General features: G+C 47.1%; 24 protein-coding genes and 1 pseudogene. 23 read left to right on the top strand and 2 right to left on the bottom strand.

What is annotated here, in order from left to right:
* Positions 1-29 precede the first annotated feature (29 nt).
* From Q4579_RS04805 to Q4579_RS04730, 17 genes are all read left to right on the top strand, one after another.
* A complete protein-coding gene (locus Q4579_RS04805; protein WP_303562061.1) occupies positions 30-419 on the top strand; it encodes a YciI family protein in 390 nt (129 codons plus the stop codon).
* Between the two features lie 24 nt (positions 420-443).
* Complete coding sequence (locus Q4579_RS04800; RefSeq protein WP_211648101.1) at positions 444-797, top strand: DUF1428 domain-containing protein; 354 nt, start codon at positions 444-446, stop codon at positions 795-797.
* Between the two features lie 437 nt (positions 798-1,234).
* A complete protein-coding gene (zorA, locus tag Q4579_RS04795) occupies positions 1,235-3,325 on the top strand; it encodes an anti-phage ZorAB system protein ZorA (protein ID WP_303562060.1) in 2,091 nt (696 codons plus the stop codon).
* Positions 3,326-3,331: 6 nt separating this feature from the next.
* Complete coding sequence (locus Q4579_RS04790) at positions 3,332-4,078, top strand: OmpA family protein (RefSeq protein ID WP_303562058.1); 747 nt, start codon at positions 3,332-3,334, stop codon at positions 4,076-4,078.
* On the top strand, positions 4,078-5,505 hold the full coding sequence (locus Q4579_RS04785; protein WP_303562055.1) for an EH signature domain-containing protein: 1,428 nt from the start codon (positions 4,078-4,080) through the stop codon (positions 5,503-5,505). The genes Q4579_RS04790 and Q4579_RS04785 overlap by 1 nt, the downstream gene beginning before the upstream one ends.
* Position 5,506: 1 nt before the next feature.
* Complete coding sequence (locus Q4579_RS04780) at positions 5,507-8,935, top strand: SNF2-related protein (RefSeq protein ID WP_303562052.1); 3,429 nt, start codon at positions 5,507-5,509, stop codon at positions 8,933-8,935.
* 369 nt (positions 8,936-9,304) lie between these two features.
* The gene (locus Q4579_RS04775; protein ID WP_303562050.1) at positions 9,305-9,751 is read left to right on the top strand and encodes an N-acetyltransferase; all 447 of its coding nucleotides are present in this window, start codon (positions 9,305-9,307) and stop codon (positions 9,749-9,751) included.
* A 217-nt stretch (positions 9,752-9,968) separates the two neighbouring features.
* Complete coding sequence (locus Q4579_RS04770) at positions 9,969-10,616, top strand: class I SAM-dependent methyltransferase (protein WP_303562049.1); 648 nt, start codon at positions 9,969-9,971, stop codon at positions 10,614-10,616.
* Between the two features lie 94 nt (positions 10,617-10,710).
* Complete coding sequence (locus tag Q4579_RS04765) at positions 10,711-11,115, top strand: DUF2007 domain-containing protein (RefSeq protein ID WP_303562047.1); 405 nt, start codon at positions 10,711-10,713, stop codon at positions 11,113-11,115.
* Between the two features lie 158 nt (positions 11,116-11,273).
* Complete coding sequence (locus Q4579_RS04760) at positions 11,274-11,957, top strand: penicillin-insensitive murein endopeptidase (RefSeq protein ID WP_303562045.1); 684 nt, start codon at positions 11,274-11,276, stop codon at positions 11,955-11,957.
* A 302-nt stretch (positions 11,958-12,259) separates the two neighbouring features.
* The gene (locus Q4579_RS04755) at positions 12,260-14,047 is read left to right on the top strand and encodes a M28 family metallopeptidase (RefSeq protein WP_303562043.1); all 1,788 of its coding nucleotides are present in this window, start codon (positions 12,260-12,262) and stop codon (positions 14,045-14,047) included.
* Between the two features lie 109 nt (positions 14,048-14,156).
* Positions 14,157-14,837 carry an HAD-IA family hydrolase gene (locus tag Q4579_RS04750; RefSeq protein WP_303562041.1) on the top strand — a complete coding sequence of 227 codons (681 nt, stop codon included), beginning with the start codon at positions 14,157-14,159 and terminating at the stop codon, positions 14,835-14,837.
* 3 nt (positions 14,838-14,840) lie between these two features.
* The gene (locus Q4579_RS23040) at positions 14,841-15,104 is read left to right on the top strand and encodes a GNAT family N-acetyltransferase (RefSeq protein ID WP_368501956.1); all 264 of its coding nucleotides are present in this window, start codon (positions 14,841-14,843) and stop codon (positions 15,102-15,104) included.
* 104 nt (positions 15,105-15,208) lie between these two features.
* Complete coding sequence (locus tag Q4579_RS04745; RefSeq protein WP_303562038.1) at positions 15,209-15,661, top strand: hypothetical protein; 453 nt, start codon at positions 15,209-15,211, stop codon at positions 15,659-15,661.
* 27 nt (positions 15,662-15,688) lie between these two features.
* A complete protein-coding gene (locus tag Q4579_RS04740) occupies positions 15,689-15,898 on the top strand; it encodes a DUF3565 domain-containing protein (RefSeq protein WP_303562035.1) in 210 nt (69 codons plus the stop codon).
* A gap of 111 nt (positions 15,899-16,009) precedes the next feature.
* Positions 16,010-16,528: a GNAT family N-acetyltransferase gene (locus tag Q4579_RS04735; RefSeq protein WP_303562032.1), complete on the top strand. Its 519-nt coding sequence runs from the start codon at positions 16,010-16,012 to the stop codon at positions 16,526-16,528.
* Between the two features lie 39 nt (positions 16,529-16,567).
* Positions 16,568-16,981 (top strand): hypothetical protein, encoded by a 414-nt coding sequence (locus Q4579_RS04730; protein WP_303562030.1) that lies wholly within the window; start codon positions 16,568-16,570, stop codon positions 16,979-16,981.
* Here the strand turns inward: Q4579_RS04730 and Q4579_RS04725 are convergent.
* Positions 16,972-17,427: a DUF302 domain-containing protein gene (locus Q4579_RS04725; protein ID WP_303562029.1), complete on the bottom strand. Its 456-nt coding sequence runs from the start codon at positions 17,425-17,427 to the stop codon at positions 16,972-16,974. The genes Q4579_RS04730 and Q4579_RS04725 overlap by 10 nt on opposite strands.
* 109 nt (positions 17,428-17,536) lie before the next feature.
* Here Q4579_RS04725 and Q4579_RS04720 point away from each other — a divergent pair, with 109 nt between their 5' ends.
* The 6 genes and pseudogenes from Q4579_RS04720 (at position 17,537) to Q4579_RS04695 (ending at position 21,242) form a co-directional block, all read left to right on the top strand.
* Positions 17,537-18,199 (top strand): hypothetical protein, encoded by a 663-nt coding sequence (locus Q4579_RS04720; protein WP_303562027.1) that lies wholly within the window; start codon positions 17,537-17,539, stop codon positions 18,197-18,199.
* A gap of 49 nt (positions 18,200-18,248) precedes the next feature.
* Positions 18,249-19,229 (top strand): phosphotransferase enzyme family protein, encoded by a 981-nt coding sequence (locus Q4579_RS04715; RefSeq protein WP_303562026.1) that lies wholly within the window; start codon positions 18,249-18,251, stop codon positions 19,227-19,229.
* Between the two features lie 50 nt (positions 19,230-19,279).
* Positions 19,280-19,543: pseudogene (locus Q4579_RS04710) on the top strand (hypothetical protein); the annotation flags it as partial.
* 78 nt (positions 19,544-19,621) lie between these two features.
* On the top strand, positions 19,622-20,302 hold the full coding sequence (locus Q4579_RS04705; RefSeq protein ID WP_303562024.1) for an SDR family oxidoreductase: 681 nt from the start codon (positions 19,622-19,624) through the stop codon (positions 20,300-20,302).
* A gap of 140 nt (positions 20,303-20,442) precedes the next feature.
* A complete protein-coding gene (locus Q4579_RS04700) occupies positions 20,443-20,808 on the top strand; it encodes a VOC family protein (protein ID WP_303562023.1) in 366 nt (121 codons plus the stop codon).
* Positions 20,809-20,894: 86 nt separating this feature from the next.
* Entirely contained in the window at positions 20,895-21,242 is a 348-nt protein-coding gene (locus Q4579_RS04695) for a DUF4144 family protein (RefSeq protein WP_303562021.1), read from the top strand.
* Here Q4579_RS04695 and Q4579_RS04690 read toward each other — a convergent pair whose 3' ends face one another.
* Positions 21,243-21,842, bottom strand: a complete 600-nt coding sequence (locus Q4579_RS04690; protein WP_303562019.1) for a hypothetical protein — start codon at positions 21,840-21,842, stop codon at positions 21,243-21,245. It abuts the gene before it with no gap.
* Positions 21,843-21,844: the final 2 nt, after the last annotated feature.

Genomic DNA, 21,844 nt, shown 5'->3' with positions numbered 1-21,844 from the left:
CTTTGATTCTTCGGAGAGGATGACCAGATATGAAATATGTGGCTTTGGTGTATTACGACGAAGCGACCATGAAAACGCTGTCGCAAGCCGAATGGGATGCACTGAATCGTGAGTGTATGGATTGCGGTGAGTCGCTTCGTTCAAGAGACTATCTGATCGGCGGTGAAGCGCTGCTGTCTGTTCAATCGGCAACCACGTTACGGGTGCGCAATGGTCAGGTGGATATCACGGATGGCCCTTTTGCTGAAACCAAAGAGCAGCTGGCGGGCTTTTATTTGCTGGATGTCCGGGATCTGAATGAAGCCATTCAGGTTGCCAGTAAGATCCCGCCTGCGCGCTATGGTTGTGTTGAAATCCGGCCGGTGCGTGAACTTCAGGCAGAAAACAATGTGAGTTATCAGGACCTAGATAGACGTTGAGCTAACCAGCAGAGGAGAATCATCATGAGTTATGTTGATGGGTTTGTTTGTGCGGTACCCACAGAGAAACGGGAAGTGTATCGTCAGCATGCCGCCGAAGCGGCTGAAGTGTTTAAAAAGTATGGTGCACAGCGTGTTGTTGAAGCCTGGGGAGATGATGTCCCGGATGGCCAGCTCACGTCCTTCCCGATGGCAGTAAAATGCCAAGAGAATGAAACGGTCGTTTTTTCATGGGTTATGTGGCCTTCAAAAGCAGCGCGGGACGAAGGCATGGCGTTGTTCATGAAAGATCCAATCTGCGATATGACGGTCAATCCCATGCCATTTGACGGCAAGCGACTGATCTATGGCGGGTTCGAAGCGATTGTGGATTGTTAGGTACATGCTTCAGGCTATCGAAAGGTGTTGAAAGACGAAACGCGTCCTCTGCGATATTTCGTATTGAGGACGCTTTTGTCTGTTCTGCATCGGATTGGCAGCTACCGGGTGCTGTGGTGTGTGGCACGCCGCTGAGAGCGAAATCAGATTCACACTCTTGCGAATGATTCTGAAATCAGACTTCGAGCTGTTGATTGAGGCGGGTGTCAGAAAGCTACACACCTAAGCTACATATCAAATCCAAGGATTTACTAGTTTCATTACAGCTCGCGCGTTACCATTAGATGCGAGCAATCTCTCATAATTCAGTGAATAATCTGAGATATATTCCAGATTGCTCTGCATACTCTCATATATCAGGCTGGCCCTTAAAGGCGTTAAGGGTAGACGCTGCAAATACAAACAAGTTCTTCGGTATTCATTAAGGTGCAACAACAATGGAAGATTCGCGCAGCTTTGATCTCAGTTGGCTATTTCCGAACTTTGATGCTATTACATCACTTAACTTTATCCCTACTAGTGGCGAGGAGCTTAGCGCTTTAGTTGTGTCACTACTTATTTTTATTTCGCTGAGCTTTGCTATTTCCTACGGATACCGCTATGTAGAGGCTTACAAGCGTATTCACTGGCTTAGAGATCTGCTTAAAGGCATTAATAGAGACAACGTTCTAAAGCAAAGGGAGTATCTCTACCAATCTGCGAGTGAAAAAAGTGGGAGTATAGGCCACTTGTGGTTGGAGTTTGATGAGACGTTAGTCGAGACTCGTGATCAGGCGGGTAACGATTGCCTCAGGAATACTCTCGATGCAGGGCACTTTTTTAACACACACACTTTAGCTAAGAGAGTAACGGAAAATCGATTGATTGCAGCTGTTCCTGGTTTCTTAACCGCAGTAGGCGTTATTGGGACTTTTGTGGGTCTTCAAATTGGTCTATCTGGGTTAGAGCTCGGCCAAGGTGTTTCCATTGAACAAATGAAAGACGGCGTTGGTGGTGTCGTCAATGGTGCGAAAGTCGCTTTTTTGACCTCTGTCTGGGGAATAGGGCTAAGTGTCTTTTTCAACTTTGGAGAGAAATGGCTTGAGCAGCGTATTCGAAACTCTATTAGAACTTTAGAAAGTCGTATTGATCATATTTTTCCACGTATCCGGCCTGAAGAGCAGCTCAAAACCATTGCTGAACATGGAGAGGAATCGAAAGAAGCATTGCAGGTCCTAGCTGAGAAGATCGGTGAAAAAATGCAAGAAGCCATGCTCTCGGCGACCGAGGGTATTCAAACCAGTTTAGAAAAGAGCCTGTCGGACATAATGGCTCCTGCAATCAATAAGTTGGTTGATGAGACGGCTGAAGGTAATCAAAAAGCGCTGGAAGGCTTGCTGGAAAGCTTTATGGATGGATTTGGGAAGGAGGGGAGCGAACAACGGGCAGCATTGAGCCAAGTGTCAGGTCAGGTTAATGAATCGGTAGCGTCGATGCAGACGACCATGAATGACTTTGTATCTCAGTTGCAGAAGTCACAAGCGGAGTCATGGGAAAGAGAAAAATCTATGATTTCAGATATCTCATTACAGGTATCAAAGCTTGTTCATCAAACTGAGGATATTCACCAGAAGTTGTCAAGCTTTGTTGAAGAGCAAGTCAGCGGTCTTTCAGAGCAATTGGATCAACGCGCAGAGTTGGCAGCACGAAGAGAAAAAGAACTAGTTGCTACCATCCAACAGCAGGTTGACGAGCTGGTTACTAATAGTCGAGAGCAAGGTAAAGTGTTAACACAATTTGTTGAAAGCCAGCTTTCGGGCCTTACAAATGTCATGGAGCAGCGAGAGCAACGAGCAAATGAAATTGAACACCTGCGAAACCAAAAAATAGAAGATCAGACAAATACTGTCTCAAAAGCGGTCGAGCAAATGCTTAGCTCTGTTGAGCATTCAATAACACGGCAAGTTGCTACGTCCGAGTCCTTGATAAGCCAAGGCCAGTCACTACAAAGCAGCATTGATACCTCTGTTGAGGCTAACGCTAAAGCTACCGAGGCGATGCGAGAGAGTGCGTCAGAACTAAGAATCTCTGCCGACCAAATGCGAGTACTTGGCTCAAATATCAAGGAAGCTGGCAACAAACTTAGCGGCGCAATAAAAGAGGCTGTGGATAGCACGCAAGATCTAGCCTCACAAAACCAGGTTTCGTCAGAACGTATGGAGGCGATGCGTGATCAGTTGACACATGACGTGGCTCAGTTCGATCAACTGGCGCAAAAATTATCAAGTATGTTAGATACTGCAGGGTCCACGTTTACTGAGTTGCGAGCCTCTCAAAGTCAGTACTTGGATGAATTAAAAGGTCATGTGGATACCTTATCTAATAAGATGGCTAAAATGCTGGAGGACTATGCTCAACAAGCCAATGGCCAGACTCGAGAGCATTTAAAAGTCTGGTCTGAGTCGGTTACGCAGTATTCAGAGCAAATGACGGGCGCGGTTAGGTCAATCAACAGCATTGTGGACTCTATTGAAGAGAAAGTGGGGTAATCGTATATGGATCGTATATTTCACCGCAGTTCTTCGAAGGTTGATGAGGAAAACCCTTACTGGATGTCATTCTCCGACTTGATGTCTGGTTTTTTGGTGATATTCATATTGGCAGCGATTGCACTAATTATTGAGCTAACCCAGAAAACAGAGGAAATTGACCAGAGTATTGATGAGCTAAAAAAAGCAGAGCAAGTAAGAAGAGACATCATTACAGAGGTACAAGATGAGCTAGCTAAGAAAAACATTCGTGTAGAGATCGCGGACAATGACACGGTGCTTCGCATTCGTGATAGCACTCTTGGTTTCAAATCTGGCGAAGATACATTGCCCCAAGATGAAGAAATGCAACTGGCGGTAAGAGATATTGGCTTTGCGCTTCACTCTGCCATTATGAAAAAGGAAAGATTCGCTTACCTAGATACGGTTTTTGTCGAGGGTCATACTGATAGCGACAGCATTTACTATCGAGGTAAGGGAAACTGGGGACTGTCTACCGATAGAGCTGTTTCAATCTGGCGCGTATGGCAGAGTAAGTTGCAGCTTACTCCCAAGTTAGGTGATCTGGAGAACGCATATGGTCAACGTTTGTTTTCGGTGAGTGGGTATGCGGCTACTCGTAGAGTCAATGAACAGGAAGATAACGATCAACAAAAAGCTGAAAATCGACGTATCGACATTCGATTTACAGTAAAGAAACCTTCGATCGCAGAAGTCGAGGCAATCAAACCCGGCATCCAAGAGCTTGAATAATGAAATTCCGATTAGACGACAGTATTTATCGACCGTTTATGGCGAGAATGACTGAACTCTCTCAAACGCTAACGTTAATTGCTCAAAAAGCAGGCACAGGTAATCCAAGATTTGAGGCCGCATGGCAACGTCTTCACCAAGTATTGGCAAGAGATAAATTCTATGAATACCGCGTGAGAGATCGTTTCGATTTGAGAGCACTCTCGGTTGCTCTGGGTGAAAGGCGTAGTCTCCGAGAAAATATTAGGGTTACGCCTGATTTGCTTGAAGCAGTTGATGAAATCACGCTAAAACCCAGCTCTCTCTTTGTTGATGCTTTGTATCAATACTATTTGCGTGACTTAGATTGTCTCGATTCACCAAAGGAGGTTGGCCAATGGTTACGCAACAAAAGAGCGTTGCTTGGCACGGCTAATGCCCTTGACGAGCATATTCTTGGAGATAATGGTCCTAATACACTGGCGATAGAGGCGATTAAACGAAGTGCTGAGTTTGATAGTGAGGTTGAGCGTTTTGGATTACAGAATTACGCTCATGGCGACTTTATAAGACGCGCTAAGCACATTTATTATGTCGAACAACTCAAGTCGATACCACTCAATCAACCTCATCGGTTACTTGAAGAAGTTAGTCGGCCTGATGTCTACGAGTCTCGGTATGATGAAAGCGCTTTGCTTGGGCATAAAGTGCTTGAAATCTTGATTCGTCGTGCACCGGCTCAGGATATTGATAAAAGCTGGCAAGAGTGTGTTCTCGCTGTAGGTGGTGATCCACGAGTGCCGCGAGGGCATCCTCGATTTGTGAAGTGGTGGGCTCAGATTCCTCAAGACCTCATTAAAAAAGTTCATACTTGGCTTTCCAAGCTCGACTTAAAACTCTTTCTTGATGCGCTTGAAGATTACTCCAATACCTTCGGCGATGCCGATATGCAACGTATGTTTCCTACTAGAAAGCAGTTTCTTGAAGGACTACATGACAAAGGAGCCATTGTCCATACCAAGCTTTATCTCTCAAGAAAAGCTGATTACTTCATCAAAAAATCCTACAGGCCAGAGCATGTCCCGGACTACTCAATTGTAAATAATGGCGATATATCAGTTATCTATGCAGAGTTAACACATGGCCATATGGTGGAGGGGAGCCATAATTGCCAGATATGGTTCTATGAGCGCCTACACAGTAGTGCTCCTGTACTGAGTCTTGGCTCGGAGCGACAAAGCTACCGTAGTTTAACCAAAGGGATGGATGAAGAAATGTCGATTTATGACTGTAGCGCAGTTGACCATTTTCAACACAATCCCTCACTTTTTGGTTGGCAACGACGTTCCGTCCAGGTGTTGCAGAAAATGGGAGTCGATATTTCGGCTTCTGATGTGCTTAGCTCTGAAAACTATAAACAATACAAACGATTTTACGGAGTAGAGTAGCGTGAAGCGTTGGATATCATCATTATTTACAAAAGGTAGCTGTGACAAAGGGGTCGAACACTTCACAGATGATGAGGGGGTTAACTTTTATTGTTCTACTGAGCAGTTTCAGTCTATCAAAAGAGGTGAATCGAATGACTTTTTAACGGCTCAGTATGTTGCGCTGAAAATGCTTGAAGAAGAAGGTAAAGCCGAGTCGATACCCAATGGTTTTATCGTTGCGCCGCGGTTCATTGCTGCGCTGGAAGAAGATGTACATCAGTTGCTTGAGCTACCGCCGATTTGGAATGGTGCTATTGTCGCCAATATTCAAGGAACGACAAAAAGTAGCAGGTTCTCGGTCGAGTTAACCGTTGAGTCGCCATCAGGCCGAATAACATCTTCTTACCGAATCAATGGACCCATGATCACATTCGGAGAATCTGAATTTGCACTGAAAGGCACTGCTTTTGAGGTATTTGATGCGTACAATGTGCATCAGCAAAGTGTGAAAGGTGAAGCCAATAACTTAAGGTTTCTTTACGAATTGCAACAAGCCCAAGAAAAAGGGGCAAATCTCAAGCTAGGCCACTTCGATAAGCTGAAAATACATATCCCTGACACTGTTGCGGTTGAGGCTGAACTGGATAGCCAAGGCAACCTCATTCTAACGCCAAGTATGGGCCAAGATGCTAGCTATGAACAAATGCAGCGAGTTTTAGGGCAGTTACAGACTGATGGTAATACTTTGAAAGTTGGTGATGAAATTATCTTATTCAATGAACAGACTGCGGCAGCAGCCAGAGAAATAATCTCTAACCGCAAAATACCAAAACAAAGCGTTCAACAGTTTTTAAAAACACCGAGCGCCTTCTTAAACGCCTCTCTCGTTAACTTAGATGTTGGCTTTTCCCTTCGTGTAAAAGGGGTTAGTCGTTTTAAGCATGCTTATTTTGGTGAAACAGATGAGTCGGGAATTGATTGGTTTGCAAGTAATAGCGCTGAAATCCGGCCGTTTAGTGCCATAACAAGAGTAGTCAAAACTTCAGAAGATTTGCTGGATGTAGAGAGGTTGGTGGCCGACGCGCAGGCGACTGGTGCAACAGAGGTTGCTGTTAACGATGTGTCATTTGACATCAGTTGCCCAGAAAATGTTGAAGAGACGATTAACAAGCTTAGGACTCGCGTGGCAGAGACTGAGCAGGAATATACTGACGTCGACGAGCCTCAGGATGATTCTGCTCCGGAGTTGGAGGAAGATAAAGGTCCGTGGGTCGTCGATATTGCTCTAAATGATGACACCTTGGATAGCCCTTCAAAACTCGTGGAGGAAGCGCTCCACAGTGTGCTTTATGAGGGGAAATTGGATTGGAGTAACCATAAAAGATCCCCTTATCCTCACCAGGACGTTGGCGTTAATTGGTTTCTTGGACTGGAATACTTGGCTAGAGAAAAGGAGCTTCTGAATGGCGCTCTACTGGCTGACGATATGGGATTAGGTAAAACCTTTATGGCACTCTCAGGTATTGACCATTATTACCGTCAGTGCGATAGCACTGGTCGCCCAACACTTATTGTTGCTCCGCTCAGCCTTTTGGAGAACTGGAAAGATGAAGTCGGTAAAACCTTCTATACATCGCCATTCAATGACATTGTTATTTTGCAGTCCGATGGTGACCTTAATCGCTTCAGAGTTGGAGGTGCAGAGACAAAGGGGAGAGTGAATGAAGAAGGCGAGCCAGAGCTTAGGTACTCTTTAAAGTTTGGCTCTGATTATCCACTAGAACGCTTGGATATACCAAAGAGGTTGGTGATCACGACTTACCAAACACTCCGAGATTACCAGTTTTCATTGTCTCAAATCGATTGGGGGATCGTGGTATTTGATGAAGCCCAAAACATCAAAAACCCGAACGCACTCCAAACCCGGGCGGCTAAAGCACTCAAAGCTAAATTCAAGCTGTTGGCGACGGGAACACCTGTCGAGAACAGCCTGGCTGACTTCTGGTGCTTGATGGATACCGCTTGCCCAGGTTTTTTGGATAGTTATCAAAACTTCCGTAGAGCCTACATCGCACCAATACTACAAGCCGCAGGTGATGAAGCCGCTCAGATTAGGGCTCAGTTGGGGCGACAGCTTAGGGAAAAGGTTGGCGCACTAATGCTCCGTCGTGTGAAAGAGGATAACCTTGAAGGTCTGCCTAGCAAAACCATTTATGTCGGGCTGCAGGGAGATGGTTGGCAATATGAGCCGATGATTGAGTCAACGATGGCGGACTATCAGTTAAAGGTTTATGACGGTGCAATTGAAGCTCAGAATCAAGAAGAAGACGCCCATGCACTGACAACGTTAGCGCGTTTGAGAGATAGTTCATTGCATCCTCGATTGGCCGATGGTGGTCGGCTGGATATGCCTAAACGTAAGCGAGATCTTCATGCTCTTTTTGAAGAGTCCGCCAAACTCTCAAGTGTGATTAAGATACTTGAAGCGATTCAAAACAGAGGTGAGAAATGCATCATCTTTGCAGTGAATAAGCGGCTGCAACGTTTTCTAAGTGTTGCTTTGGGTAGCTATTTTGACCTTGGCCCTCTTTTCGTTATTAACGGTGATGCAAAAGCAGTATCCAAGCGGGAGGGCAGCGTCAGCCGTAAAACGATGATCGCAGACTTCGAACAGCACGATGGCTTTAATATTATCGTCATGTCCCCGGTAGCTGCCGGAGTCGGACTTACCGTGGTAGGAGCCAACAATGTAATTCACTTTGAGCGTCACTGGAACCCCGCCAAAGAGGCGCAAGCGACAGACCGTGTTTATCGTATTGGCCAAGAAAAGAATGTGAACATTTACATCCCTCTATTACATCACCCCAGTTACGAGTCTTTTGATGTGAACTTACATCGTTTGCTGTCACAAAAATCGATGTTGAAAGATGCGGTAGTGACGCCTGGTGAGGTATTGCCGAACCCGACAGGCTCCGATGGTAGTGGAGGCGATTACAATAAAATTGTTGAGTTTGATGATGTGCAGCGACTAAGTTGGAAACAGTTTGAAGCCCTTTGTGTCGAGCTATTGGCGAGGGAGTATGGTGCTGATAGTGCTTGGTTAACCAAAGATGGTGCGGACTTCGGAGCTGATGGTGTATTAGTACTCTCCGACAGCGCGATATTGTTGCAAGCTAAGCATAAAAAAGGCAGCTATAAAGGGCACTCGGCAGTTCAAGAAGTAGCCAATGCCAGTGAGCTTTATTCACGCTCTCTTAAACGAGAAGTAACGCATAAGATTTTTATTACCAATGCCACTAAACTAGCTAAATCCACCCGGAACATTGCGAAGCAGTTGTCAGTAGATGTTATTGATGGCATCCAAGTGGAAGCGCTATGTAAGCAGCATGAGGTTAGATTTGAGCAGATCCATATCAGGCTCAACAAAAAGCGCTACTTTGTTCACTAACCTGTCCTGATTCAGACATTAGTATATTGGCGTCACTACCGCTGTGGCGCGCAGATAAAACACGCCAATTAACCCGTGTGATTTTCGATATGCTCAGGGCGCCCAAGGGGTAGGGAGCACCAAACCGGAAAAGTAAAAACTGCCATAGCCTGTCATTGAACAGGCTATCAAAAGGTGTTGAAAGACGAAAGGCGTCCTCTGCGATATTTCGTATTGAGGACGCTTTTGTCTGTTCTGCATCGGATTGGCAGCTACCGGGTGCTGTGGTGTGTGGCACGCCGCTGAGAGCGAAATCAGATTCACACTCTTGCGAATGATTCATATCAGCTGTAAAAGATGGGGATGATCATCTTCAGGATTGTTTTTAATATGGATATCAAATTACGACCCGTGGCAGAGAATGAATTTGAGCCATTATTTCACGTTGTAAAAAGAGGGATTTATCGGGACATCGAGTCAGTTTTTGGGTGGGATGACGCGTTTCAACGCGACAGATTAAAAACTCAATACCAATGGCATTGGTTTCATTGGATTGAGATAAAAGGAAAACGCGCAGGATTACTGTGTTACAAATCTGTTGAGCAGTCCTTGCATGTACATTTCCTGATTCTGGAGCCCGGATATCAAAATCAAGGGCTCGGAAAATCAATCATGCATCTCATTCACCGAACAGCCTGTGATCAAAAAAGAGAATGTATCACTTTATCTTGTTTTCAATGTAATGAAAGGGCACTTCATTTTTATCAATCGCTTAATTACGAGATTGTCGAAAGTGATGAAGATTTTATCTCTTTAGCCTGCTACCTTCATTGCTGACACGCACGACCTGACTGCGGAGCGGGTTATCCTGATCTTTGCACATTATCCGAAGGTTGGGTTTGTGCTTGGATTATGGAAGGGTCTTGTTTATCTTCAGAAGCTGACTACAGGAATACACTTTCAAAACGCGAAACAGCGTTGAAGCAAGAGCAATGTCCATATTCTTGATTCGGATTTGATTCAATCGGGTCCGGCTTTTTATATGGAGTTTTTTATGTCACAAGAAAACCAATGGGAACAATTCGCACAAAACTTTGAAGCACGGAATAACTATGTTGTTGGGATGACGAATATTGACCTCCTCAAAGGTGAGCTAAGGGCTTTTTCGGATCCTGGTCGGCTGCTGGAATTGGGGTGCGGGAATGGCACTTATACCCAGTGTTTCCTTGATTCGGCGTCTGAAATCATGGCTACAGATATTTCTGAAGAGATGGTCCGCATCACTCAGGAACGCTTTCAATCCGCACTGAATGTGCGTGTTGAACAGGCTGATTGCTTTCAGTTGCCGTATCAGGATAGCGCATTTGATACCGTGTTGATGGCGAACGTCTTACACATTATTCCGAACCCGGAAATAGCGCTGGCGGAAGGTTTTCGGGTGTTAAAAGCCGGTGGTCGTTTGATTGTCGCCAGTTTTACTTTGCATGGGATGAGCCTGATCCACCAGATGCTGATGCGATATCGGTACACGAAAATGTACGGCAAAAAATCTTCAACGGCGATAAAGCTGACACCTGTTCTGGCATCAGACAGGGTGAGTGCCGCTGGATTTCAGGTTGAAACGTGTCGGTTGATTGGCCATCACGTGAAAGCGGTTTACCTGGTTGCATGCAAGGTGGCCGATTCACACCGAATCGCGTAAACAGTCTATTTTTAACCCAAGTCAAACATCGATTGGTTGCTTACCGTAAAGGGGGCAACCCCTTTCTATTCCTCACCAAAATGGGAGGTTTCAGATGAAAGTTGTCGCAAGGTTTTCATTCCCGCATGAAGCGCATATTGCGAAAGCGAGCCTTGAAGCGGCGGGAATTGAAAGTGTGATTGCCGATGAGCATACCATCAATGCGCAGTGGCTCTATTCTGATGCCATTGGTGGTGTTCGTTTAATGGTGACAGAGCCGGATCAACAGGAAGCCATCGCAATTTTAGCAACCGACTTTTCAACGGCGGTCGAGCAAGGCACAGCCTTGAGTGATGAGATACGTTGCCCGCATTGTGGCGATCATCATTACAAACCGTTCACCAAAGGCAAACGGCCAGCGTTTGTCGTGTTTCTGCTGCTCGGATTCCCACTGTTTTATTATCAGCATGGTTATCAATGTCAGTCTTGTGGTGAATTTTTTAAGTCTGACGATGAGTAAAAAGCCTGCAGGTTCATTGCATATGCTCAGCCGCTGATGACAACTCAGTTGGAACGCCAGCATTTATCATTGTCTTTTACTGGTCGCCCCATCAACTTGTTTGAGTCATGAACCGTGACCATCTCCGGTATTTTGTCAGCGATTGCAGGTTCTGTTTTATGGTGAAAATTTTATTGAAATCAATTCTTTGGATGTTGAGTTTCTCGATCGCTGCTGCAACGGCTCAGGAAAGTATCTGTCACGGTACAACCTCCAACGGATCCCTTGAATATGGCGTACAGCTACCTGCAAGCGGAAATAACTTTACGGGGTACAGCACCATTGCCCGGTGGGCAGGGCGTACCTATGTTCACTCTGAAGTGGCGGACATTCTGCTGTCGGCTTATCAAAACCTTGAAACGTCAATGCCACAGAAAGTGTACAAATATGCAGAAACGGGCTTTGAAACTGGTGGTCAATTTAAGCCGCACAAAACGCACCGAAATGGCCTGTCTGTTGATTTTATGACGCCTGTTGTGAATGAGGAGGGGGTATCGGTGCATTTACCCACCCATCCGCTGAACAAATTTGGGTATCGCATTGAATTCGATGCAGCGGATCAATACCACGGAATGTCGATAGATTATGACGCGATGGCTGCCCACATCGTCGAACTGCACCGGGAATCCGTCAAACGTGGGCACAATTTATGGCGGGTGATTTTTGACCCCCAACTGCAACCAAAATTATTTCAGACTCGCTTTGGTGGATACCTGAAACAAAATATCCAGTTTTCCAAGCGCCGCTCCTGGGTCAGACATGATGATCACTACCACGTGGATTTCGCAATTCCCTGCCAGTGAACCGGGCAGGAATGTTTTCTTTTCTGGCAATTCTCAGGGGAACAAGCTTACTTATTGCGCATGTTCAGCAGAGCCATCGGATATTTTTATCAGTATAAGTATTAATGTGTGTTTACTCAGTTTGTTGAAGTTGTGATGAAATGGAATACACTTTGCAATTGAGTTCAAGTTGCATTGCGTCTGGTTTGATATCGGTTCCTTTTTCAAACATCCATTTGAACTTAACATATTTTTAACCTCGTCTTTCGACAACAATGATTGCGTTACATCGCTCATCGTTGACGAAAAACAAGGAGTCACAAATGCAAATGTGCATGACAACGAAAAGGACACTTCTCGCAGCAGCGATCAGTACAACCATGCTGAGTGGTTGTTACTGGAAAGACCCCAAACTGGCCGCGGCTTATGTCAGTAGCGAGATTGAACGTGAAGATGTGGTCGAACATTTAGTGGAATTAGAAGCCCGTGCTTCTAAAACGACAGATGGTCATTCAACAACCCGTGCTGCCGGCACAGACGGTTATCAGTATTCCGTGGATTACATCATTGATGTGATGAAAGAGCACGGCTATAAAGTAACCACGCAAGCCTTTGATTTCCGTGCCTGGGAAGAACTGGCGGGCACGACGCTGAACGTGAATGGCGTAGACTTAATCAGCACGCGTGAAGCGGGTGAAGGCGTTGAGCCGGACTACGCGGTGATGTCTTATTCAGGCGACTCAAATGGTCCGTTAAACGGCGAAGTTGTCTTTATCACACCTGATTTTAATTTCTCCAGTCCGAATTATGATGATACCGATGGCTGTGAAGCAACGGACTTCGACGGTAAAGCTGTCACCGGTAAAGTTGCCGTGATTCAGCGTGGTGGTTGTCCATTCAGCGATAAAGTCGTGAATGCACAAAATGCGGGTGCGAAAGCCGTGATCGTCTTTAATCAGGGCAATGATCCGGGCCGGACGGATGTCGTGAACGGAACGCTGGGTAGTGATACCGCTGCGGTCATTCCAGCATTCGGTGCGCGTTATGCGCTGGGTAAAAGCTGGTTTGATCTGAGCGAAACGCAGTCTGTACCGGTTGCCCTGAACGTTGATGTGAAAGACGAAATGGTCGTGACCCAGAACGTGATTGCTGAAACCAAGCGCGGTAACCCGAATCAGGTAGTGATGCTTGGTGCACACCTGGACTCTGTCCCAGAAGGTCCGGGCATCAATGACAATGGCTCCGGGACTGCCGGTTTACTTGAGTACGCCATTACGCTGGCGGATACCAGAGCGCCAGTGAAAAACAAAGTTCGTTTTGCCTGGTGGGCTGCTGAAGAAGCCGGGCTGGTGGGTTCTGAGTATTACACCAAGGAACTGTTTGCTCCGATTTATGATCAGGCGCAGCAAGAAATCATGGATGAACTGGGGATTGAAGATCCAAGTCAGCTGACTGAAGAGCAGATTGAACTGGTTGATGCCCGTTATTCTAAGCTGAATAAAGTGAAACTGTACCTGAACTTCGACATGATTGGTTCGCCGAACTATATCTTCGGTGTGATGGACGGTGACCTGTCTGATACGAAAGATAGTCCGGACAATGCCTACACCGGTGATTTCAAACCACCTTATGGGACTTCCGATATTGAAGCGACGTTCAACGAGTTCTTCACTGCGAAATCTTCTGCAACGGTTCCTCAGGCACTGTCGAAGCGTTCAGATTATGCCGGTTTTGCTGACTGGGGCATCGCATTCGGCGGCCTGTTCACGGGTGCCGAGAAGGTGAAAACGGCGGAAGAAGTCGAGCAGTTTGGTGGTGAAATTGATGTCGCATACGACAAGTGCTATCACCAGGCTTGTGATGACCTCAATAACGTCAGTCAGGAAGCACTGTATGTGAATACGCAGGCGCTGGCTTATGTGACGACTTACTACGCATTCAGTAAGCCGCTGTTCCCGCCGAAAGAAGTGCCAGACGCGAAACCAATGACCCGCATGCACAGTGTTGAACAACCTACACAAAAACTGCGCATTGGTGAGAAGCTGAAAGCCGCAGACAGCCATTCTGACCACGGTCACTTCCACGGTGACTTTGACCAGGATCGCCAGTAATTTCGAGCGGATCATCCGTTTCTAAACCGGGAAAAAGCCATGCAGTTGCGTGGCTTTTTTATTTATGCAATGGTGTGCAATTGATTTGGAGTGATGGGGATGCCGTTCGATGGAAAAGAAGTTTGCTGCGATTTTGTTTGATCTGGATGGCACTTTAGTCGATTCAGCGGAAGCGGTCAGCCGGGCCTGGTTTGCCTTTGCAGCGAAGTACGACATGGATGCAGCACAGATTCTGTCCTCGGTGCAGGGGATGCCGGGAAGTGAGGCGATTGCCCGGTTGCGGCCTTTGGCATCTGCTGAGGAAATAGAACAGGATGCACAATGGTTGGAAGATTTGGAAGCGAATGACACCGATGGGGTGGTTGCGCTGCCGGGTGCAATCGCATTACTGGAGCAACTGAATGCGCAGGCGATTCCCTGGGCCATCGTAACCTCGGGCAGTATTCCGATTGCCACCGCCAGAATCGCGGCTGCAGGGATTCCTGTTCCGGCGGTCTTGATTACCCCTGAAGCGGTGTCGCAGGGAAAACCTCATCCCGAACCTTATTTGCTGGGCGCAGAAAAATTAGGTGTTGAAATTAATCAATGTCTGGTGTTTGAAGATGCCCCCGCAGGCGTGACATCCGGGGTGAATGCCGGTGCTTGCGTGATTGGCGTCCAAACGCAATTTGATGCCGGGGTTTTAAAGGCAAATAAGGCTGCAGCCTGTATTTCCGGGTATGAAGAAATTGTCGTCTCTGTGAATTGCGGCGAAAACAGATGTCGTATTCATCAAGCTTCAGGTGCTTAAGGGCTGCCTGTACTTGTCGGGCAGAAAGTAACATTACCTGCGTTCAAAGCATCCGACGCAGAAGCGCTGCTGGCGATTTATTCTGATGTGAAAACGATGCGCTATATGTCTGATGCACTTCAGCAATTGATACAATATGCTAGGGGTCAAAAACTCAAAACTTTATGGGCAAAGGTTGACCGGCAGAATGGACGTTCGATACGATTGTTTCTCAAATTTGGCTTCCAGCCTGCCGCATCAGTTGCTTTTTATCTGTTTCTTGATTGATAAGTTTTCTTTCGGCGTGAGCTTCAAGTATCGAGGGTGAGGCGTTGCTTTCAACTTTGTTTCAGAAAAAGAAACCCAATATATATTTGGGGACATTGGCTGTTGTGCCCAATAGCAAATTGAATCGATTTGAGAACTGGCAAAACTGGGGTGATGACACGCTGGATGATCATTTAAGAACGCTGATGGCATCGATTTTCAGTTTAGCGGAAGCAAGTTCGGTGTCTGAATTTGAAAAAGACGATTTGATTCTGGACGTTTTCATGGTTGATCTCAGACGGGGAGATTTTGGTTTACTCCGGGCTGACGGTGGCTTGTACCCGATGGGGTATCGGCCCAAAATTCAGCTGATTTCAAGAATCCACCATGCCAGAACCGGAAGCACCCGAAATACATTCCGGGTTTCACAGTCGGTTCGCTGGTCGGAATTTGTCCGCAAATCGATCAGCTTCAAAGGGCTGCTGGGAATTGGAACGCTCTATGGACAGGAAGAGATGGAAAAACTGCTGATGCAGGCCTGCCTTCAATTGCTGGATCAGATGCGTAAGACAGTATGACGTGATTCGATTGGGGATGGGTGACGTATGAAACAACCGATCACGGGTTATCATCTGGATGAGGCTGGCGATTGGGTTGCAGAACTCAGTTGCGGACACTTTCAGCATGTCAGGCATCAGCCCCCGTTTTTTTGTCGTCACTGGGTGGTCACGAAACAGGGACGCGCCGCAATGCTGGGTTTCGAACTGGCGTGTAAAAAATGTGATGCAGGCGCTCCAAAGGATGTTGGTGAATAACACTTTGGTTACGGTTTGGCGGTCGCATTCTTGAAACAACGTTAAACGGATAGAACAAAATTACCGGCTTTGTTGGGTGAAGACTAAAAAACAATAAGGAATCACATCACAATGGAACTCATCACGTTAGCACCTGAGCACGAATTGTCTTTTTTACACTTTTACCAGGATTTTGAAAAATTCGATCCGGAGAATGCAGGTTATTATGCTCAGGGAACAGAGAACTTCGCTGAGTACGTGAAACAATTATCGGATGAAGCGCAAGGGATCAATCTTCGGGAAGACTATGTTCCCTGTACTCATTTATGGTTGATAGATGACGGTGTGTTATTGGGAGCGATTCGGATTCGACATCATATTGAGAATGAGTTTCTGTCTCTGGAAGGCGGCCATATTGGATACGATATTGCACCTTCAGCGCGCAATCAGGGGCATGGCAAACGGATGTTGACACTGGCATTGCCGGTCGCGAAAGCACTGGGAATTGAGAAAGCCTTGGTGACCGCAGATGAAGACAACCTGGCTTCCAGAAGCGTCATTGAGAAAAATGGCGGCAAATTTGAAAAAGTCATTCGCGGGAAAGTTTTTCCAGAGCCAATCGCTCGTTACTGGATCGAATGCACGGATTGATGCTCTCTGAAACGTGATTGAAAGGCTAAGGAGCAGGGAATGACACCGGAAGCCATCTCAGCACTTGAACTGACAAGAATTGCTTTAGAATTCGTCAGATTTACCAACACTTTCTGGGGCGTGATCGCCACCGTGACGATTGCTTTACTGGGCTGGGTGTTTGGCAGCAACAAGAAGTGGGTTTTCATCCAGCGGGTGGCTACATCGGTTGCCTATGGACTGATCGCTTGCATTAATTGTCTGGCCCAGTTGCGTTTCAATGATTTGATTAATGCCTCTATCGCGGATTTGAAAGCGATGTCAGCGTCCCACCCTGAAATTGCAAACCTTCATGCACAACTTACACATTTAGGCACGCTGGAAGACTGGGTCATCGTGTTGATTTATGCCGTTATTGCCACTGCAGTGATTGTGATCACGCTCAGACAGAACCAGTTTGTTCATCAGGGCTGAGTCGCGGTTTTCGCAAAGGCGGCTAATGCACGCTCAATGTTCTGGATCACATCTTCACAGCCTTCAATCTGGTGGCGGGCAACCAGATATTGCGGGTCGTTATACATGAGCCAGACCATGCCAAACTCATCCTGACTGACCAGCATTTTCTGGGGGAGATCGAGTGCAACGCTTTGGGCGCAGACCATGAGTGGCGACCCGACTCTTGGATTTCCAAAGATGAGCAGGATGGTTGGTCGCAGGTGAATGCCCGCTTTTCTGGCCCCGGCAGCGTGGTCGATGCGAGCAAATACAGTCATGCCTTTCGACTTTAAGGCTGTTTCCAGCCGCTCAACAGTGGATGCCACCGAATGCGCGCTTTTTAGCCGAATCAAGCCATTCTCCTGAGCGATTGCAGCAAGAGGAAAGCTCATCATGAGCACTAATGCAAGGGTAATGAATTTCATATTGCGTCCCGACTGTCGCATAAAGAGGGCACCAAAGTAATTATAAGCCTAGTGTGCTTCTGATCTGATGACAAACCTGGGCCGAGAGGCTGACAAGGAAAAAGAAAGGATGATGATTCATCGAAAAGGGTGTCTGATACGTTCAGCCGCGTGGTTGTCTGGCGTATTCATTTCCGCGGGCGTTTCTGCGCAAAATGACGCTTTTCATTTAAAAGTGACTGAAATCTCTGCTCAGGAATTTCAGCAATATCAGGGGCAGGCGCCTTCCTATAAGCAACCTGAACTGAAAAAAGTGACCGATTTTCAGGCAACGCAAAAAGAACTCGGGAATCGGTTCAGCCTGAATGAAACGCTGGTGATTCAGGACTCTCTTGGGGAAGTGGTGCGAGAAGAATCCTATTTTGAGGATGAATGTCGGTTTAATGCTTATTATCCGGTTGAAGAGATCATCTTTTTCACCTGCGGCCATGAAGCTGATACGTTGATTTCCCTTCGGACTGGCGAGGATTTAAGCGGAAATCCGGAGCGAGCTGTTTATTCTCCGAATCATCAATACAGATACATTGATGATTACAATGGGCAAGATAGTGAGCACTTTCTCCAGAAAAAGGTTGATCAGGAATGGGTGGATGTTTACGGGCATCATGAAAATGAAACTATGACGTTGTGGTGGGCAACCGAATTGACCTGGCTCAACGAGCAATCTTTTATTTTTAAGAAACCTTCCAATTCAGATTCGACATTGACCGAGTATTATCACGCGAAGTTTTGATCGAACTCATCCAATCCGCAGGGACGGGTGCGTCAGGGAAGACCACGACATGCAAGATGAAACTATCACGGATATTCTCCGGTTCTGGCCGAAAATATCGGGTGTGCAATCAGTGCATCCGGTTACTTTGGGGGCAACCAATCGGATTTATCATGTAGCGGGTACAGAAAACTATTTTCTGAAACAGTATCAAACGCAAGATGTGGCTAAGGTGCAACGGGAGCATCAGCTGATCTCACACTTATCGCAAATTCTGCCTGAAGTGATTGCACCCATGCCGACACAAATTGGGGCCGGGGAGGGTTTCGTTCAGGTTCAGGGGGATCTGTATGCATTATTTCCCCAGGCAACGGGTCAACTGATTCCAACTTCGCAGCTGACCTGTCGGCATGCCAGCGCAGCGGGGAAGATGCTGGGTCGACTGCATCACTGTTTGCGGGACTATCCGGCTGAAGGGTTCCCGACCATCCCATTAGAATGGGACAACCAGCAATGGTGTCAGCGGTTGGAGCGGGTCATTGCCTTGATTCAGGCACAACCTGTGTTGCAACAAGTCGATCACTGGGCGCTTCGCCGTGCAACCCAGCAAAAGCAATTTCTTCAGTGTACAGGACCGGTTTCGACGTATCAGCCGCATTCACGTTTTCAACTGATCCATGGGGATTACCATCAGTACAATGTGTTTTTCGGTTCGGACAGTCAGGTCACTGGCGTCATTGATTGGGATTTATTGATGCAAATGCCACCCGGTTACGAGGTGGCGCGTGCCTGTACCTATTTGTTTCAGATGCGTGTGAAGGAAAGTCTCTGTTTGATTCAGGCCTATTTGAAAGAGAACCCACTCACTGATGATGAACTGCTGGACGGTGCCAATTGTTGGGGCATTTTTGCTGACCACCATCTCTGGCCTCTGGAAGCCGTTTATCTTCATCAGAATCCTGCTGCGGCGAAGTTCATCCCGTTGCAGGATTTCGAACCCTGGGAGGCCCGCTGGCGGCCGGTTGAAACAATACTCAGAGCACAGTATTGATGAGAGATAATTGAGGAGGAAAGGGTTTGGCAACAGGAAATGATCTCGTCGATTTAACCAGCGCAGAAATCCATTTTGTTGATCTCACTGAGCCTTTCGAACTCTCACAACCCTGTAAAATCCTCTTTGATAAGACAGGTATTGTTCTGACGAAAATGTCAGATAAGCCAGCACCAAGCCATGAAAATTTTCCGGTTTATACTCAAGGAGATGATGGCTTGATTTGGGAACTGTTTGACTGCATCAAATGGCTGAGCCGTGGCAATACAGCTCTGGCGAAAGATTACTTAAAGAAGCTGAGCGAGCAATTTTAAAGACGCCAGCAGCGCTCATCTGAGTTCTTGAACAAGGACTCAGGACAATCTGAAAACCTGAGAATGGGGAGCACAATCATGGAAACGATTTTCATCACTGGCGCGTCGCGGGGCATTGGTCTGGCGCTGACCCAAGCGTTTCTGTCAAGGGGGGATAAAGTGATAGCAACTTATCGCGGTCAGCCCAGTCCTGCGTTGGAAGATTTATCCAATTCAGCAAATTTATATCTGCACCCGCTGGAAGTAACCGACGAGAAGGCAGTGCAGTCATTCGCGGCTTCCATTGCGGATCATATCGATGTGCTGATCAACAATGCGGGTGTGATTGGTCCGGAAGACCAGAGCATGACTCAAGTGACAGAGAAAGACTGGCTGGAAACTTTTGCGGTGAATACCATTGCACCGCTCAGCATCAGCCGCGCATTCTTACCGCATCTGAAACGTTCTGAACGCCCGCGGATTGTGACCATTTCCAGCATGATGGGATCGCTCAGCGACGAAGGGACAGGCATGTATGCTTACCGGAGTTCAAAAGCTGCGGTCAACAAAGTGATGCAGGTGCTGTCACTGGAATTACGCGAGGACGGGATTACGGTGTGCCCGATTCATCCCGGTTGGGTGCAAACAGACATGGGCGGTGCCAATGCGGAAATCACGCCCCAAGCCAGTGTGGCTGGCATCATTGCGCTGGTGGATAAACTCACGCTGGACATGAGCGGTCAGTTTTACACCTGGGAAGGGAAAGAGCACCCTTGGTAATGATTGTGTGCGCTATGCAGTAAATTGACATTGTGACTGCCCGGTACACTGGCAAGGATTGAGAAAGCGACTTTACTGAAGTCAGTCAGGTGGTTTTTGAATGTGAAAACTGTCATTGAATCTTGTTTAGGAGTGTTGCGATGAACTCTCTTTTTCGTGCCGGGCATAATATTGCCATGAAAATTCCAGCTCACGAATACGCCCAAACCGTATCGTTTTACCGGGATGTTCTGGCTTTGCCCGAAATTGAAAGGGCGCAGGAAGGCGATACACCACGGTTTCAGTTCGGGGATAAAGTGCTCTGGCTGGATAATGTTCCGGGCATCAGTCAGGCTGAAATCTGGCTTGAAATCGTGACACAGGATCTGCATGCCGCCGCAGATTATCTGCAAAACAATCAAGTTATCCGGCGAGATGAAATCGAAGCCTTGCCTGAAGGATTTGCAGCCTTCTGGATTGCTAATCCAGCCAACATCATTCACTTGGTTTCTCAGTCAGACGGCTAGCAGAGAGCGAGCACGGTTTTCGACTCGCTTGAAAGCGCGGGTCGGTGCAGGCATGATGCTTCTTTTCAGTGTTGGAGCAACCCCCAATGGTCGTTTGGCCTGCAATCTTAAAATACGACGGTGACCCGGAATTGTTTTATCTGCCGGATCTGCAAAGCTGGCAGGAAGATGAAGATTTACACTTACTGGGGTTTCAGCCGGAAGACCGATTGATTGATTCGGCCGGGCAGATCTTTACGTTGCACTGGAAAAAGGGCCAGCCTGTTGCGTTGGTGAAAGCAGTTGTTGAGGTTCCTCTGGCGGAACTGTGTGAGATGATTCAGTCTCACCAGTCCAGTCAGGGGGCATTTTGCGCTGCAAAAGTTGGTTTCCGTTCTATCGCTGAGGCCATCCGTGCCGTTGGCATCACTTGCCAGATGGCTCAGGCAGAATGATTATTCCCAGCCAAACACGGCATCGAAGGTCTGACAGTTACTGACCAGCGTTTCCGTACCTTCAAGATAGAGTTGCTGTTCGGCAGAGACAGGATAAGTCAGCCATTCAGAACACTGCGCGCTCTGACCATTGCCAATCACCAGTTTACTGCCAGGACTTAATTCACAGCGGGTCATTTTGTCCAGCGGTGACCATTGATAGCAGATTTCGTAGCCTTCCCGATATTGAGCAACTTTACCGTTTGGCTGGCTGGTTGCCCACCAGGCACCAAACTGACTGTTTGGGTTGGTGCTGTTCCAGGCACGGTAAATGGTCAGCGCTTCGCCGGCTTTCACTTCATACACTTGCCCCTGACACAATTTTCCTTTGTTTGGCTCGCCGATAGCGTTGGTCAGTAGCGCTGGATCATCAACGGCAACTAATTTGCTGGCCCATGCAGCAGGGGGCTGTGTGGTCCCGATGCACTGGCTGGTATTCAGAATGGTTTGTGTTGCCTGTGCAGCACTTGCTTGAGTGTTGGTGCTTTCCATCGTCGATGTACAGGCCGTTAAACTCAGTGTGGCAAAGATAACTGTGGTGAACGAGAGGTTTGCTTTCATCG

This window comes from Photobacterium sp. 1_MG-2023, from assembly GCF_030547945.1.
Classification (GTDB): Bacteria; Pseudomonadota; Gammaproteobacteria; order Enterobacterales; family Vibrionaceae; genus Photobacterium.
Note: the sequence above shows the minus strand (reverse complement) of the source record. Positions and strands in the feature narration are given on the sequence as shown.